The organism is Bifidobacterium sp. W8110 (genome assembly GCF_016101375.1).
Taxonomy (GTDB): Bacteria; Actinomycetota; Actinomycetes; order Actinomycetales; family Bifidobacteriaceae; genus Bombiscardovia; species Bombiscardovia asteroides.
The window spans coordinates 176600-192944 of the sequence record NZ_JACFQO010000001.1 but is presented as its reverse complement, the minus strand read 5'-3'; the positions used below and the strand labels follow the sequence as shown (position 1 = coordinate 192944).

At 60.3% G+C, this 16345-nt stretch carries 10 protein-coding genes; 2 read left to right on the top strand and 8 right to left on the bottom strand.

Annotated elements, in window-relative coordinates; translation table 11 throughout:
* Window positions 1–167 precede the first annotated feature (167 nt).
* Window positions 168–5657 (top strand): RCC1 domain-containing protein, encoded by a 5490-nt coding sequence (locus tag H3T88_RS00770; protein ID WP_198203223.1) that lies wholly within the window; start codon window positions 168–170, stop codon window positions 5655–5657.
* A gap of 65 nt (window positions 5658–5722) precedes the next feature.
* Here H3T88_RS00770 and H3T88_RS00765 read toward each other — a convergent pair whose 3' ends face one another.
* A complete protein-coding gene (locus H3T88_RS00765; RefSeq protein WP_198203222.1) occupies window positions 5723–6079 on the bottom strand; it encodes a chorismate mutase in 357 nt (118 codons plus the stop codon).
* A gap of 684 nt (window positions 6080–6763) precedes the next feature.
* On the bottom strand, window positions 6764–8644 hold the full coding sequence (gene rho / locus H3T88_RS00760; RefSeq protein WP_232347077.1) for a transcription termination factor Rho: 1881 nt from the start codon (window positions 8642–8644) through the stop codon (window positions 6764–6766).
* Window positions 8645–8865: 221 nt separating this feature from the next.
* Between rho and H3T88_RS00755 the strand changes: the two genes are divergently transcribed.
* The gene (locus tag H3T88_RS00755; RefSeq protein WP_015022509.1) at window positions 8866–9528 is read left to right on the top strand and encodes a TetR/AcrR family transcriptional regulator; all 663 of its coding nucleotides are present in this window, start codon (window positions 8866–8868) and stop codon (window positions 9526–9528) included.
* A 60-nt stretch (window positions 9529–9588) separates the two neighbouring features.
* Here the strand turns inward: H3T88_RS00755 and H3T88_RS00750 are convergent, their stop codons facing one another.
* The 6 genes from H3T88_RS00750 to gatC all read right to left on the bottom strand — a co-directional run bounded on the left by H3T88_RS00750 (window position 9589) and on the right by gatC (window position 16302).
* On the bottom strand, window positions 9589–11178 hold the full coding sequence (locus tag H3T88_RS00750; RefSeq protein ID WP_015022510.1) for an NAD(P)/FAD-dependent oxidoreductase: 1590 nt from the start codon (window positions 11176–11178) through the stop codon (window positions 9589–9591).
* Between the two features lie 136 nt (window positions 11179–11314).
* Window positions 11315–11629, bottom strand: a complete 315-nt coding sequence (locus H3T88_RS00745; protein ID WP_015022511.1) for a DUF2469 domain-containing protein — start codon at window positions 11627–11629, stop codon at window positions 11315–11317.
* Complete coding sequence (locus tag H3T88_RS00740; protein ID WP_232347076.1) at window positions 11626–12675, bottom strand: GNAT family N-acetyltransferase; 1050 nt, start codon at window positions 12673–12675, stop codon at window positions 11626–11628. Before H3T88_RS00740 ends, H3T88_RS00745 begins: the two co-directional genes overlap by 4 nt.
* 245 nt (window positions 12676–12920) lie before the next feature.
* Window positions 12921–14423, bottom strand: a complete 1503-nt coding sequence (gene gatB, locus H3T88_RS00735) for an Asp-tRNA(Asn)/Glu-tRNA(Gln) amidotransferase subunit GatB (RefSeq protein WP_198203221.1) — start codon at window positions 14421–14423, stop codon at window positions 12921–12923.
* Window positions 14424–14447: 24 nt separating this feature from the next.
* The gene (gene gatA, locus H3T88_RS00730; protein WP_015022514.1) at window positions 14448–16001 is read right to left on the bottom strand and encodes an Asp-tRNA(Asn)/Glu-tRNA(Gln) amidotransferase subunit GatA; all 1554 of its coding nucleotides are present in this window, start codon (window positions 15999–16001) and stop codon (window positions 14448–14450) included.
* A 4-nt stretch (window positions 16002–16005) separates the two neighbouring features.
* Complete coding sequence (gene gatC / locus H3T88_RS00725; RefSeq protein ID WP_015022515.1) at window positions 16006–16302, bottom strand: Asp-tRNA(Asn)/Glu-tRNA(Gln) amidotransferase subunit GatC; 297 nt, start codon at window positions 16300–16302, stop codon at window positions 16006–16008.
* Window positions 16303–16345: the final 43 nt, after the last annotated feature.

Sequence of the window (16345 nt, the reverse complement as noted above, 5' to 3'; positions counted from 1 at the left end):
CTCTTGCAACGAATTTGTCCTGCAAGGGCCGGATCACGACACTATGAACTGCTCGAAGATTGCAATGCTACAGTAGAAGTTATAGAGGGACTTTGTTTTAGTGTGCACCGACGCAGATTTTGGGGTCACGACCCGGGGAATCGGCACGCTTGGGGAGGAAGCATCGAATGGGGAACGCTCATGGCATCCGCAGACTGGTGACGCTGACAGCCATGGTTGGGTTGGCACTGATCGGCGCATCAACAGGCGCATACGCAACCACAGGCGATACGGCGCCTTCGCTTACCACGGAATCACCCTCACCCAGTCCGGACACCAGCGCAACTCCATTACTCCGGACCGGTAGCGAGGCACAGGCTGGGGCCATTGCTCCAACCGCCTCACCATCACCGCTGGCCAGCAACAATCCCTCGCCTTTCAAGTCCATCCTACCGTTCAACGAGAAAAAGACAGACAAATCCATCAGGAACAGCTCACCGAGAGCCAAGTCGCCACAGACCAGGGATTCATCCTCATATACCCTCACTTTCGAGCCTGACGGGGGCTCGCTGGTATCCGGCTCGCCAGCCCTGAGCCAGACAGTAACCTCAGGTCATCTGGCATCTCCTCCTACCGTCACCAAATCAGGCTACCTGTTTGACGGATGGTTCCTGAAAGGCTCCGATGTAGCCTATGACTTCGGCAAGCCGGTCACCAGCGCGCAGTCGCTGACGGCCCATTGGTCGTCGGTCAACGACGCCCAGTGGACGACAGCCGACGTCAGCGGTGACGACACCGGGGGCTCTGCAATCACCCTGACTCCCCCCAAACCCAGAGGGGTGAGATTTGCACAGGTCAGCGCCGGCCACGACCACACCCTGGCCGTAGGTTCGGACGGCCACGTCTACGCCTGGGGCGACAACAGCAAGGGCGAGCTTGGCGACAGCACCACAATCAACAAAAACACGCCAGTGCGGATTACCGAAAACGAGGCCATCAAGGGAAAGACCTTCATATCCGTCAGCGCGGGAACCACATTCTCCATGGCCCTAGCCTCGGACGGCACCGTCTACACCTGGGGCGACAACAGTCGCGGCGAACTCGGCAACGGGTCCACCACGAATTCTTCAGTACCGGTAAAGGCGAATCTCAACGCCACCATCACCGCCATCAGCGCCGGATACTGGCATGCCATGGCCCTGTCCTCGAGCGGGACGATCTACACATGGGGAGACAACGAATACGGCCAGCTCGGCAACGGGCACACGGGTGTCAACGTCAACGCTTCACCAGCAGCGGTCTCTTCATCCGGCGTCACCTTCACCACCATCAGCGCCGGATACGATTTTCAAACGGCGCTGGACAGCCAAGGACATGCCTACGCCTGGGGACGCAACCAGGGCGGCCAGCTCAGCATCGGCACCATGGACGGCACCAGCAGTGGTTCCAACGTCTACACTCCATCGCGCATTTACGGCGACTCGACCGGCAACCCAGACAGCACTGTCTACACCGACATCGATGCAGGGTACCTGCACGTCCTGGCACTGAGCAATTCAGGCAAGGTATATTACTGGGGTTATCCCCTGACCAAAGGAGATGACCCCAATGCCGACAGCGTTCACTCCTTCTATCCCAGTCTGGTAAGCCTGCCCACGGGAGCGGCGACGCCTGTTTCAGCCAGCGCCGGGGACTACTCCTCTGCGGTGGTCGACTCTGCGGGCAGCCTGTACATGTTCGGCAGCAATTCCAGCGGTCAGCTGGGCGACGGAACCACAAAGCCTAAATCAACTATGACCGAGGTGAGCCTGACAGGCGTCACAGTCGCCGCATTCGATGTCTGCCGGCACAGTCTGGCCATCGGCTCGGACGGGCTCCCCTACAGCTGGGGGGAAGCGAAAAGCGGCAAGCTGGGACAAGGCAGCAAGGGACCTCAAAGCGGTTCGCAGACCAAGCCTGCAGCGGTCGGCCCACCCCAGATAGACCTGGCCAAGGTAACCTTCGGCAGGACGGAAGTAGCCAAGACCGACACCAACAGCCCGATTAGCCGAACTTCAGCAGGCGACGACACCTGGAGTTCAAATACCCCATGGACGGTCACTACCCCGCACCACACTTACGGAACCACCAAGATCAGGATCAACGACGGTCAATGGTCCATTGGCGGTGCTGCACAACAGGGGCAAAGCATTGGCAACTATACATTCGCACCCACTGCCCAGAAGATCACCTTTGATTCGGACGGAGGCTCATCAGCCTCGGACCAGTTCGTCACCGCAGGCAAGCAGGCTTCGCGCCCCACCGTCACCAAGGCAGGTTTCCTGTTCGACGGCTGGTTCATCAAGGAGGCGGACGGCAGCTCCAATGTGGCCTACGACTTCAGCAGTCCTGTCACCGGGCCACTGAATCTGAAAGCGCATTGGTCTTCGTCAGACATGAAATGGAAGACCTCGGATGCCCTCCATGGCGACGACACCGGGGGCTCCAAAATCACCCTGACTCCCCCCAAGCCCAGAGCAGTGAGATTTGCCCAGGCCAGCGCCGGGCGCTATCACACCCTGGCTGTGGGTTCTGACGGACACGTCTACGCCTGGGGAAATCAGGCCAGCGGCGGACTGGGGAACAGCAAAAACTCAGGCACGGCGACGACACCTGTGCGAATCACCGAAAATGATGCCATAAAAGGAAAAATCTTCATAGCCGTCAGCGCCGGGGATGCTTATTCCATGGCCCTGGCCTCGGACGGCACGGTCTACACCTGGGGCAACAACGGCAAGGGACAGCTCGGCAACGGCACTACCGGAAGCTATTCCAGCGAACCAGTAAAGGCACAGACAGACAATGCCAAAATCACCGCCATCAGCGCAGGACGGGCATATGCCATGGCCCTGGCCTCGGACGGCACGGTCTACACCTGGGGCGACAACACTCAAGGCCAGCTCGGCATCGGCAACTATGACAGCCATTCCACCCCTACCAAGGTCACGGCGTTGTCCAACATAACAGCCATCAGCGCAGGATTTACCTCGGGCACGGCCCTGGACAGTCAAGGCCACGCTTGGACTTGGGGCCAGAACGACAAGGGGCAGCTTGGCAACGGCGCCCCTAATGGCAGTCCGACACCGACACGTGTCCAAGACCTAGACACCGGACAGCCTGATACTCGGTTCTATATCGCCATCAGCGCGGGCTACCAGCACGTGCTGGCGCTGGATACGGATCATGACCTCTATGGATGGGGTTCCGGCACCGCCATCGGCTCCACTACAGATACCAATGTCAGTAAGAGAGGATCCACCGCGATTAGCTTTGGAGACGAGCCTGTCAACATCACCGCCATCAGCGCGGGCGACGATGGATCGGAAGCCATAGACGACAGCGGAAAGATCTATACCTGGGGCAAGGAGGCCTACGGCCAGCTGGGCAACGGCGTGTACGATAATACGGCTTGGCAGATCAATCCGAAAACCATCACCCTGGCCCAGTCGGTAAAGGCTTGCACGGTATCCACCTCCAGCCATCACCAGACGGCCATTGGGTCTGACGGATTGCTCTACACCTGGGGATACAGCTACTACAACCAGCTTGGACGAACCGGAGCGATCTCAGTGCCCGGCACCACACAGTCGCCCCAGATTACCCTGATTAAGGTCGTCTTCGGCACCATGGCCAGCAGTACCAAGCCAGCCACAAACCTGACCCAGACAGGCAACGACACCTGGGATGCAAACCAGGATTGGACCTTCGTCACACCCGCGTACCCGTACGGCCCCTCCAGTTTCACTATCACATGGACTATTGCCGACGATACCGGAGACTCAAGGCAGAGGCAGCAGTTCGACTACACCTTCGATCGGACCAAGAAGCGCATAACGCTTGACCCCGAGGGAGGTACTGGAGCTGCATGGACAAGCAAGGACATCGAGGAAGGTGAATTGGTACCCCGACAGACCCTGACCAAGACGGACTTCCTCTTTGACGGGTGGTTCGTCAAAGCGGCTGACGGCAGTTCCAATGTGGCCTACGACTTCGGCAAGCCAGTCACGGAACCGTTGACCCTGGTCGCGCACTGGACGCTTTCGACTCAAATGACCGTCGACCCAACCGTCAGTCCATCCACTGGCGGATACCAGGTCACCATCACTCCGCCCTCGCAGCGCGGCATCCGCTTCGCCCAGGTCAGCACAGGCAAAAACCATTCCTTGGCTGTCGGCAGTGACGGCAACGCCTACGCCTGGGGAGACAACAGCACGGGCCAGCTCGGCAACGGCAGCAAGGACAGCAGCAAGACGCCCGTCCAAGTGAAGAAGCCCGACAGTGTTGGCAACCAGGACAACTTCTCTTATATTCAGGTAAGCGCAGGATACGGGTTCTCGTTGGCCCTCGGCAGTGACGGCAACGCCTACGCCTGGGGAGACAACAGCAGGGGACAGCTCGGCAAGGGCACCGCAGGCGGCACCGACACGACACCCATCCAAGTGAAGAAGCCATCCGACGCGGGCACCGACTTCGCCTACACCCAGGTAAGCGCAGGCGGCTATCATTCTCTGGCCGTCGGCAAGGATCATCAGGTCTACGCCTGGGGAGACAAGAACAAAGGAGGCCAGGTAGGCGACGGCGACACGACCGGGAACGCCCCGGCTCCAGTAGCCGTCAACGCAAGCGCAGACAGTCCTGGATTCCAAGTCAGACAGGTCAGTGCGGGGTATCAGCACTCCCTGGTCATCGGCATAAGCGGGCAAACCTACGCCTGGGGTTATGGCGACAGCGGCAGACTGGGCAACAATGCCAAATCCTCACAGGCCACTCCTGTGTCGGTGTCGTCACCCGTGAAATACGAGGACGGATCAATAGGCTTCTTTGCCACCCAGGTCAGCGCAGGGGGCTCACACTCCCTGGCCATCGGCAGAGACGGCAAGGCCTACGCCTGGGGTGCGAATACCGACGGACGCCTGGGCACCGGAGACACCAATGATGCCGCAATACCGACCCTGGTGGCCGATCCCGACGGAGGCAGCGATGGATTCAAACCCACCGAAATCAGCGCCGGTGGATGGTTCTGCGCGGGAATCGACGACAAAGGGAAAATATACACCTGGGGAAGCAACGGTCACAACGCCCTGGGCAATGTCTCCATCTCAGGATCCATCAGCGAATCCCCCGTTCTGGTAAGCAAAGACGGCAGCACCACACAGATCAGTGCAGGCGAGCGCCAAGTCCTGGCCATTGACTACGACGGTCAAGCCTACGGATGGGGCGACAACGGCGGCGGGCAGCTAGGCGTCAATTCCGACAACGACACCATTGCAGCCACCTTGGTCTGCCCGCCGCAATTGACCATCAGCTCGGTCACAGTCGGCACGGATCCGGATACTGCTACAGTTCTTGAACTGACCCGGAGCGGCACAGCCGACGCATGGGGATCATGGAATACCTGGACCTTCTATACCCCGGCGTTCAAGGCTGGCCAGACAACAGTCAACGTCACCTGGAATGTGGGCCAAGGCAACCCTCAAACCGAGAATCTGCCCTTTACCTACAAGGATATTCTGCCTCTGACCGGTAGCCAGGGTCTGCTCATCGTGCTGCTTGTCGGACTTTTCATAACGGTGACTGTCCTGGCAGCAAGACAGCATTACTTGGAAATGGCTCGTCAGACTCTAACCAGCACTCGCTGATACCTTGTGGCCGATGGCATAGGAATTGATCCGAGCCGTCGGCCATGACCATATAGTGGGTTTGCTCAGTGTGAGTTGGCCTGGCCTGCCAGCCGTTCATGGTCGCGCTTGGCGGCATCGGCCACCAGGTGCAGATAGGCCTCAGCCAGATCCGGATCCAGCCCGTAATCATCAGCCTTGTCTCGCAAGATGGCTATTTGTGCACTCTCCCGGTGCATATCCGCCGAGGCGAATCCTGCCCGGGCCTTGAGCAGCCCGATGCGGTGGGTCACCCTGAACCGCTCGGCCAGCATGGCGACAATGGCGGCATCAATGGTGTCCACATCGGCACGCAGTTCCTCAACCTGGCTTGCGACCTGGGCATGGGGACCACCACTCTGCATCTGGTCATCAATCACTGTTTCCATCTTCGCATCGCTCATAAAATACCAGTCTAATCAAGCGTCCTAGGCGACTATGCCGGGCTCCTCTCCACCTTGACACTGGTGTTATTGGAATGGATGGGATTATTGACTCTTGGTGAGAGTCTCGTTCGCCTACACCTACCTATGCAAGTGCCGGACGCATGGGTGAGGATGCCTTCACATGAAGATGGTACGTAGTCGTGGCGCCACAGTACTCGTCAGTCTATGCTACGTCTTGGTCGCCTTCAGCATGATTGGCCTGCAGATTGGTCAATCAGCGCTGGAGACCATCAGGCTCTGGCACTGGATTCCCGGCAACGCATCTGGACCTGGTGACAGGTCAAGCGTGAGAGCAAGAAAGTCCCAGCCCTATTGGCCTTTCCCAACGGACTGCCGACGGGGTTTGCTGTCAGGCAGATCAGCGTCGGTACCGGTGCATCCTAAACTGGAGCAATACCACAGAAGGCGCAAATCCTGCATTCTTGGCCGAATCCAAGGAAGCGCCTGCAGATTTCAGTGGCGGGAGAGCGGGATGGCAGCATGACAGAGAGGCGACGACACTATGAAAAACAAAGGCTAAGGCTTCGAACAGATCATCGCCCTAAACGGCCGTATTGTTTCGTCGCTGCCTATGCATTGGGTTCCATCCGCGAACTGAATCGCGGATGGAACCCAATAAGCGGGTCAGATATCAGGCCCGAGTCACTTCTGAGCCAGCATGGACTGGTTGATGGCCGCCAGGAAGTCCCGGTTGGTGGCGGTCTTCTTCAACCTGGGCACCAAGGTCTGGTAGGCCTGCTCGGTTTCCATACCGCCCAGAAGGCGACGCAGACGGTAGACCACAGACAACTCCTCGGGCGCGGTGATCAGCTCCTCGCGCCGGGTGCCGGAAGCGTTGATGTCGATGGCGGGGAACATGCGCTTGTCGGCCAGATCCCTGGTCAGCCTCAGCTCCATGTTGCCGGTGCCCTTGAACTCCTCGAAGATGACCTCATCCATCTTGGACCCGGTCTCCACCAGGGCCGATGAGATGATGGTCAGGGAGCCGCCGTTCTCGATGTTGCGGGCGGCACCGAAGAAACGCTTGGGCGGATAGAGCGCCTGCGCATCCACACCGCCGGAGAGGATGCGGCCGGAGGCGGGAGCCGAGATGTTGTAGGCGCGGGCCAGGCGGGTCATGGAATCCAGAAGGACCACCACATCCTGCCCCAGCTCCACCAGGCGCTTGGCCCGTTCGATGGCCAACTCGGCCACAGTGGTGTGATCGCTGGCGGGACGGTCGAAGGTGGAGGAGATGACCTCACCCTGGACCGTGCGCTCCATGTCAGTGACCTCCTCGGGCCGCTCGTCCACCAGGACCACCATCAGGTGCACCTCGGGGTTGTTGGCGGTGATGGAGTTGGCGATGGACTGCAGGGTCAGAGTCTTGCCGGCCTTGGGTGGTGACACAATCAGGCCGCGCTGGCCCTTGCCAATGGGGGCGACGATGTCGATCAGACGACCGGTGATGTTCTTGGGTTGGGTCTCCATCCGCATGCGCTCCTGCGGGTAGAGGGGGGTCAGCTTGTTGAAGTGGGGCCGCCCTGCAGCGTCCTCCACGCTCATGCCGTTGATGGTGTCAATGGCCTGCAGGGGGACGAACTTCTGCCGCTGATTGCGGTGCTCGCCCTCGCGCGGAGGACGGATGGAGCCATGCACGGCATCGCCCTTGCGCAGGCCGTACTTCTTGACCTGGCCCATGGAGATGTAGACATCGTTGGGACCAGGCAGGTAGCCGGAGGTGCGCACAAAGGCGTAGGAGTCCAGCACATCCACAATGCCTGCTACAGGAACCAGATCCTCGGGCTTGAAATTCTCCCTGGGCTCATAGTCGCGATCACGGACGGCATTACGGTGATTGTTGCGGTTGCGTCGATCATTGCGGTCATTGCGATCGTTACGGTCATTGCGATCGCCACGGTTCCGGCGATCATAGCCGTTGTGACGGTAGTCACGCCCATCCTCGCTATGATCCTCATAGCTGCGCCGACGGGGCCGGTCATTTCGTGAGGGCAGTGCTGCCAGAATGTCGTCCAAGTTACGCACTGAACCGGAGCCGGAACCTTCGCGCTCCTCACCATGCTCACGCTCGCTCCGGCCACGGTTGGTGTGGGAGCCTCGGGATGAATCCGTGTTGCGGTGACGGCGACGGGAGATGACCACGTTCTCCTCGTCGGCAACGGTATGGGGGAAGCGGTTCCTGTGCTCGGTATGGCCGCTCTTATGAGCGTCAATGCCCAAAACGTCGAAGAGGTCTCCGACAGGACGCTCATCCTTGGATTCCTTAGATTCTTCGGTTTCGGTGGACTCCTGTCCGCCTTCCGCGGAGGATTTCGTCGCCTGCCCTGCCGGCTGCTGATTGGCGTCATGGCTCCCCTTGGCCACGGCGGCCGCAGCCTTGGGCTTACCAACGGTTACTCCCTCAGGGGCCTTGCCGCCCGAGCGTGCCGCCTCGATCGTCTCGATCAGGACTGGCTTGCGCATGCCGGAAATACCGCGCAACCCCAGCTGCCTGGCCAATTCCTTGAGTTCGGGCAGCTTCATGGAATGAATATCTTGGCTTGTTGCCACTGTTGTAATGCCTTTCCTTCGCTATACCTAATTAGGTTAGGCAAATAGCTTGAGAATAGTGCGGGGGTACCGCTCATGAAAATTCGATGCCGACTCGGCTTATCGAACTTCCATAAGCCTACAACGTGCGGCCGACGGGTGCAAGAACCGGCCTGCGTGTCCAGAAATCACAGGTAAACCTCTAGACTGGGCATATGAATGATCGATCATCTCTGCGTGAACAGCGGCGGAGCGAATTCGTAACCACCGCCATGCGGGTCTTCGACCGGAAAGGCGCTGCGAACACATCCCTGCGCGACGTAATCCATGCCATGAACCACGGTAAGGGCGTGGGCATGAGCGTTTTTTATTACTACTTCAAATCCAAGGACGACCTGGTAGATGCCTGTGTGCGTACCTACCTGGCCTCCTACGTGGATCATGTAGTCGACATCCTGCAGAATCCTGACCTGAGCGTTCAAGAGGCGCTGGATGACATCTGCCCGCATCTGATAAGGGCCATCTGGAAGATGGATGTCATCTTCGCGGACAAGGCCAACTGGTACAACTACCTGAGCACCAACAGCAATGTGATGGAGGGCTTCGTCAGGCAGATCATCGACCCTTTGACCAGGGCCCTGGACCGATGGCTGGATCGGGGCGACCTGCCGCGGACCCAGCTGATCCAAACCGCCGGCACCCGTACTGTGGCCTGGCTGATGGCCGACGGGCTCTCGTCCATCGTCAGCAACGGCAGAGGAGCGGCAGGCCACCCGCAGATCAGAGAGGTGGTCCGTCAACGTGTTCGCGAGAGTGTGGCCTTCTTCTCGCAGCTGTTGGGCCTGCCCCTGAAGGCACCGGCCATCGCCCTGTCGTAAATGACAAAGCCCCCGACCCTGCAGTCGGAGGCTTGAAGCGAAACAAAGGCCGAGGTTTGTCTACTTTTCCTCGTGGTAGGACTTCTCGGTGTTGACGTTCCAGACGTTGGTCTTGTCGGCACGCCCCGATTTGATGTTGGCCACGGCTTCCATGGATGTGGCCATGGAGTGGTCCTGGTTGTTGTAGTGGTGCTGCCCGTTGCGGCCTACACAGTAGAGGTTGCCGAAGGAGTCCAGCCATTTGACCAGCTCCGGCATCTGGGCGTAGGTGTCGAAGTAGGCCGGGTAGGCCTTGACCACCCGCTCCCGGTGCGAGTCCAGCACGTCGGTAGGGCCGTTGATGATGCCCATCCGGGTCAGCTCCTTGATGGCGAAGTCAGTGGTCTCCTGATCGCTCATGCTCCAGAAGTCATCGCCCTCCTTGCAGAAGTACTCCAGACCGATCCAGACAGTGCCGTCCACATTCTTGACCATGTAGGGGCTCCAGTTGTTGAAGATCTGGATGCGGCCCATCTTGTAGCCGGGGTCCTGCACATAGATCCAGCAGTCAGGAACGATGGGCGGATCGCCCAGGGTCTTGATGGAGGTGGTGTTGCGGATGCGCAGGTGGCGGACCAGCAGGCCAACGGTCACGAAGTCGCGGTAGGGCAGACCCTGAGCCACTCTGACCATTTCCTTATCGGTGGAGGGCTCCTCGTGGGCAATGGCCTCCACCAGGTCCTTGATGGGCATGGAAGAGATGATCTGATCAGCCTTCAGGGTCACCTCTTTGCCATCAGCGTTGCGATAGATCACACCGGTCATGTGGCCATCGCTCTGCGTCAGTCCGATTACGCGGGCATCGGTGATCACGTGGACCCCATGCTCCACATTGCGCCGCTCCACGGTCTCCCAAAGCTGCCCTGGACCCAGCTTGGGATACCAGAACTCCTCGATCAGGCTGGTTTCGACCTGATGGGCATCACGCTTCTTGGGCAGCAGCTTCTGGAAGGCGTTCTTGAGTACGCCCATGATGCTGAGCCCTTTGACCCGCTGGGCGCCCCAGTCGGCGCTGATCTCGCGGGGATGGCGACCCCAGAGCTTTTCGGTGTATCCCTCGAAGAACATGGAGTAGAGTTTGCGGCCGAAGCGGTTGATATAGAAGTTCTCCAGATTGTCCTCGGGCAGCTTGTGGACGACGGACTTCAGGTAACTGAACCCGGCCTGCATGGTCAGCTTGAAGCCCATGGCCTTGAGGGTGTTGAGCGTCAGGGAAATGGGATAGTCGAAGAAGTGGTGGTTCCAGTAGATCCTGGAGACTCGGTGACGCTTGAGCATGACCCGGTCGGTCTTCTCCGGATCAGGGCCACCAGGCTCCAGGTCGTGGTGGCGACCAAGTTTTTTGTCGTCATAGGAGGGTGCCCCCTGCAGAGGCAGGACATCCTTCCACCAGTCCATGATCCGGTCATCCTTGGAGAAGAACCTGTGGCCACCGATGTCCATGCGGTTGCCGTTGTGTCGAACTGTGCGGGAGATGCCGCCGAATTGCTCAGTGGCTTCCAAAACGGTGACATCATATTGCTTATCACCGCCATCCTTGACCAGTTCCCATGCCGCCGTCAAACCGGCAGGACCACCGCCGATGACGACTACAGACTGTTTGTGTTCCATGCCATCCTCCTGAAGACAAATAAAATCATTATTACTGTATCCAGGCCTTCCATAAACCCAGGTTTCCAATCGACTTCCCACACGAATTCCCGCCATTGCGTGGAGTAAACGTAATGAGAACCATTCTTTTCACCGCTTAGCCCAACGAATCGGGGATGTCGATGTCCGTCTTCTGCACTTCCTCCACATTGACATCTTTGAAGGTGACGATGCGGACGTTCTTGACGAACCGGCTGGACCGGTAGACGTCCCAGACCCAGGCATCGGTCAGCCGGACGTCGAAGTAGACGTCCTGCCCGGCGGATCGGACGTTGAAGTCCACCTTGTTGGCCAGGTAGAACCGCCGCTCGGTCTCGACCACGTAGGTGAATAGCTTGATCACGTCCCTATACTCGCGATACAAGGCCAGTTCGGCGTTGGTCTCGTAATTGTCGAGATCCTCGGCACTCATCGACTACCTCCATTCGCGCGATCACGGCCATGGCCAAGCGTACGCCACCAGGCGCGCTTGGAGCGCTTGGACTCAGACGACCCATAGGCCCAATCCGATGCCGTATGCTCCTCGCCAGGCTGCTCGGCGGTCGACCCCCCGGAACCGGACTCCTCCGCATCCTTGGCGTCCGTCTGACCAGAGCCCGTCTTCTCATCACTCCATCCGCCGGATCCTGCATGGCCTTCAGCAACTTCTCCTGAACGCGGACCATCCTTCGGGGCCTGATTGGCCTTGTCACCTGATGCCTGCGTGTCATGCGATGCCGGGGTGGCCTCCTTGGACTCGGCTTCGCTGATACCGCCATCCTCATCCGCGGCGTATCCATGTGCAACAAGGGCTTCTGCCACACCAGGATTTTCGCGGATGACATGCATGCCAAACGCATTCAAAGAACGGATGGGATCATACTCGTCGACCAGGGCGTCCATGACAATCTGATCCTGATACTTGCCGTTCTCGGCATCCCAGAGCGCATCACGCGAGGTACCCGAGATCATGAAGCCCAGGGACTGATAGACGGAGATGGAACGTGTGTTTTTCTCTGGCACAGCCACCCAGATCCGGTGCAGGCCCAGACCCGTAGGAGCAGCCGCGTACCCGTAGGTCATGATTCTGGGCATGGCATCACGGGAGTAGCCGCGCCCGCGGAAATGCCTGCCCAGGACCACCTGAATCCTGGCCGAGCGGGACCAGCCGTCCACATCAATCAGGAAGATCATGCCGATGACCCCCTTGGTGGCATCGGCATCGGGCGAGCCGTCCTGGTCGGTGTCCGCATCAGTGACCATGGCCCAGGCCAGGGTACGGCGGGACTCTGGATCGCCCACGCCCGAATCACGGGCGGCCAGACCCTTGGACCAGGCCACCGACCGACGCACCCAGGCGTTGACCACGGCCCGTTCGGCGCTAGGTCCCTTGCCGGTGATGCCGGTGGAATTGTAGAAGGCCTCCAGCTGATCCATTGCCGTCAAGTCGGCGATGACCGCCGGACGCAGGTGCAACATCTCGCCCCGGATGTAGGGAATCTCAATCCGGTCGGGCAACTGCCTGCTCGCCACATCGTCAGATTCCTCGCTTTGCGTTTGCGGTCGGTCATTGCCCCTGCCGCTCATAGACATCACGTCACCTCCATGATCGCCACCCTGCGATGGCAATCAATTGTAATCCCTCGCCCCTGGGAAAACCATGAGAGGCCGGGCGGGTCCGCCGGTCCGAACCCGATGGGACAAGGCCGGCGGACCGGGCGCGGTCAGGACTTAGCGATGCGCTCCATGACGATCTTGCTGACCGCCTTGGCATCGGCTTGGCCCTTGGTGGCCCGCATGACCGCTCCGATAATGGCGCCCATGGGCTTCATGTTGCCGCCTTTGAGCTTGGCCACGATGTCCGGGTTGTCCTTGAGGGCCTGATCGACAGCGGCATCCAGAGCCCCATCGTCCGAAACCACCTGGTAGCCGTGCTTCTTGACGACCTCGGCAGGCTTGCCCTCGCCGGCCAACACACCGGAGACGGTCTGCTTGGCCAACTTGTCATTGAGCTTTCCGTCAGCGATCAGCTGTTCCACATCGGCGACATCCTGAGCCGAGATAGGCAGCTCCTGCAGACTGACCCCACGGGCGTTGGCTTCGCGGGAGATCTCGCCCAGCCACCACTTGCGGGCTCCGGCAGCCGTGGCGCCGGCCTTGACCGTATCCTCGATCAGATCCACGGCATCCGCATTGACCGCGTCCTGCATCTGCCGGTCGGTGAAGTCCCATTCCTTCTTGAGACGGGCGCAGCGCTCACGCGGCATCTCAGGCATCTGGGCCTTGAGTTCCTCGATATGGTCCTTGGTCACATGGACCATGACCAGATCGGGGTCAGGGAAGTACCGGTAATCGTTGGCATCGGTCTTGACACGGCCGCCTGCCGTGGTCTGCGTGGACTCATCCCAGTGACGGGTCTCCTGCAGCACCTCCCCGCCGGACTCCAGCAGGGCCGCCTGACGGCGGATCTCGTAGGTCAGCGTCTTCTCGATGCCCTTGAAGGTGTTGACGTTCTTGGTCTCCGACCGGGTTCCCAGAGGGGCGTCCGGCCCGGCGTGCAGGGAGACGTTGACGTCGGCGCGCATGTTGCCCTGCTCCATTCGGGCGTGGGAGATGCCCAGGGCCCGGACGATGTCGCGGATGGCCCGGACGTAGGCCCCGGCCACCTCGGGGGTGCGCGCCCCGGCGCCCTCGATGGGCTTGGTCACGATCTCAACCAGAGGAACACCGGCACGGTTGTAGTCCACCAGGGAGTGGTCGGCGCCCTCAATACGGCCGTCGGCCCCACCCACGTGGGTGTTCTTGCCGGCGTCGTCCTCCACATGGGCCCGCTCAATGGGCACACGGAAGATGCTGCCGTCGTCCAGCTCCACGTCCAGATAGCCCTCGCCGTTCAGGGGCTTGTCGTACTGGGAGATCTGATAGTCACGGGGCATGTCCGGGTAGAAGTAGTTCTTCCGGGCGAACTGGCTCCACTCGTTGATCTGGCAGTGCAGGGCCAGACCCAGCTTGACCGCATAGTCGATGGCGGTCTTGTTGACCACGGGCAGGCTGCCAGGCAGGCCCAGGGAGACCGGGGTCAGCTGGGTGTTGGGCTCGCCGCCGAACTCGATATGGGCCGGGCAGAAGAGCTTGGTGTTGGTGCAGAGCTCGACATGGACCTCCAGACCGAACACCGGGTCATACTTGGCCACGGCATCGGCGTACTTCATCAGTTTTTCAGCCATTATGATTCCGTTTCCTTCCGATGCCTACTTGGTCGATCCCTGATCCAGGCCATCCAGCCAGGGGGTGGACAGCTTCCGGGAGATGGGCCCTCCCCACTGCTCCTCCAGGGCCGCCTCAAGTGCAGCGGCAGGCCGGTACATGACCTCGTCGCGCATCTGGGGGGCGAAGAACTGGAAGCCGACAGGCAGCCCGTCGTCGCTGAGCCCGGCGGGAATCGACATGGCGGGGGTTCCGGCCAGGTTGGCCGGAATGGTGGCCACGTCGTTCAGGTACATGGCCAGCGGATCGTCCATCTTCTCGCCGAAACGGAAGGCCGTGGTCGGCGAAGTCGGCGATACCAGGACATCGGCCTGCTCGAAGGCTTTTTCGAAGTCGCGGATGACCAGGGTGCGGACCTTCTGGGCCGAGCCGTACCAGGCGTCGTAGTAACCGGCGGACAGGGCGTAGATACCCAGGATGATCCTGCGCTTGACCTCGTCGCCGAACCCGGCCTCGCGTGTAGCGGCCATCATGTTGGCGGCCGTCTGGGGAACGCCCTCGGGGGGCATGACCCGCAGGCCGTAGCGCATGCCGTCGTAACGTGCCAGGTTGGAGGAGACCTCGGAGGGCATGATGATGTAGTAAGCAGCCAGAGCGTAGGGGAAGTGCGGGCAGGAGACCTGAACCACCTGAGCGCCCATGGATTCCAGTAGCGAGACAGCCTCGTTGAAGCGGGCCTCGACGCCAGGCTGGTAGCCCTCGCCACCCAGCTCCTTGACAAGACCCACCTTGAGGCCCTTCAGGTCACGCTTCTGACCCTGCCGCGCGGCCTGGGCCAGAGGGGGAACCGGCTTGGGAATGGATGTGGAGTCACGACGATCATAGCCACCGATGACCTCCTGCAGCAGTGCCGCATCCAGCACTGACCGGGAAACCGGACCAATCTGATCAAGGGAGGAGGCCATGGCTATGGCCCCAAACCTAGAGACACCACCGTAGGTGGGTTTGACACCCACGGTGCCGGTCAGAGATCCGGGCTGGCGAATGGACCCGCCGGTGTCGGTACCCAGGGCCAGCGGAGCCTCAAAAGCGCCGACAGCCGAGGCCGAGCCGCCACCAGAACCGCCGGGGACCCGTTCGGTGTCCCAGGGGTTGTGTGTGGGCTTGAAGGCCGAGTGCTCAGTGGAAGACCCCTGGGCGAACTCATCCAGGTTGGTCTTGCCCAGAATAGGCATACCCGCGGCCTTGAGTTTTTTGATGACAGTAGCGTCGTAAGGCGGCACCCATCCCTCGAGGATCTTGGAGGCAGCCGTGGTGGGAATGCCCTTGGTGACGATCATATCCTTGATGGCAATGGGAACGCCGGCCAGTTCCGGCAGCCCCTCGGCCCCATCATGAGCCAGGCGCTGGTCGAAGGCGTCAGCCTGCTCCAGGGCCTGATCGGCGCTGACGTGCAGAAATGCATCAATGCTGGGCTCGGCAGCCTCAATCACATCCAGATGAGCCTGAACCAGTTCACGGCTGGAGACCTGCCCCGACCGCAACTGTGCGGCCATATCGGAGGCGGATTGCTTGACCAATTCTTCCTGTGCGCTCATCGTCTCACTCCTCACCCAGAATGCGCGGGGCTACGAACATGCCCGACTCGGTGACCGGCGCCCCTGAAAGTGCAGCCTCCTGGGTCAGCGGTTCCTCAGCCTCATCAGGGCGCAGATAGGCCTCCAGAGGAATGGGATTGGCGGTGGGAGGCACGTCGTCGCCGGCCACCTCCTGAACCTTGGTGATGGAATCGGCGATCACGTTGAGTTCGCCCTTGAGGCGGTCAGCCTCCTGATCGGTCAAAGCAATACGGGCCAGATCGCCCAAGTGCTTGATCTCTTCACGTGTAAAAGTTGGCATACCTCTTATCATATGGGTGCTCTATGACACGCAAAAGGCAGGC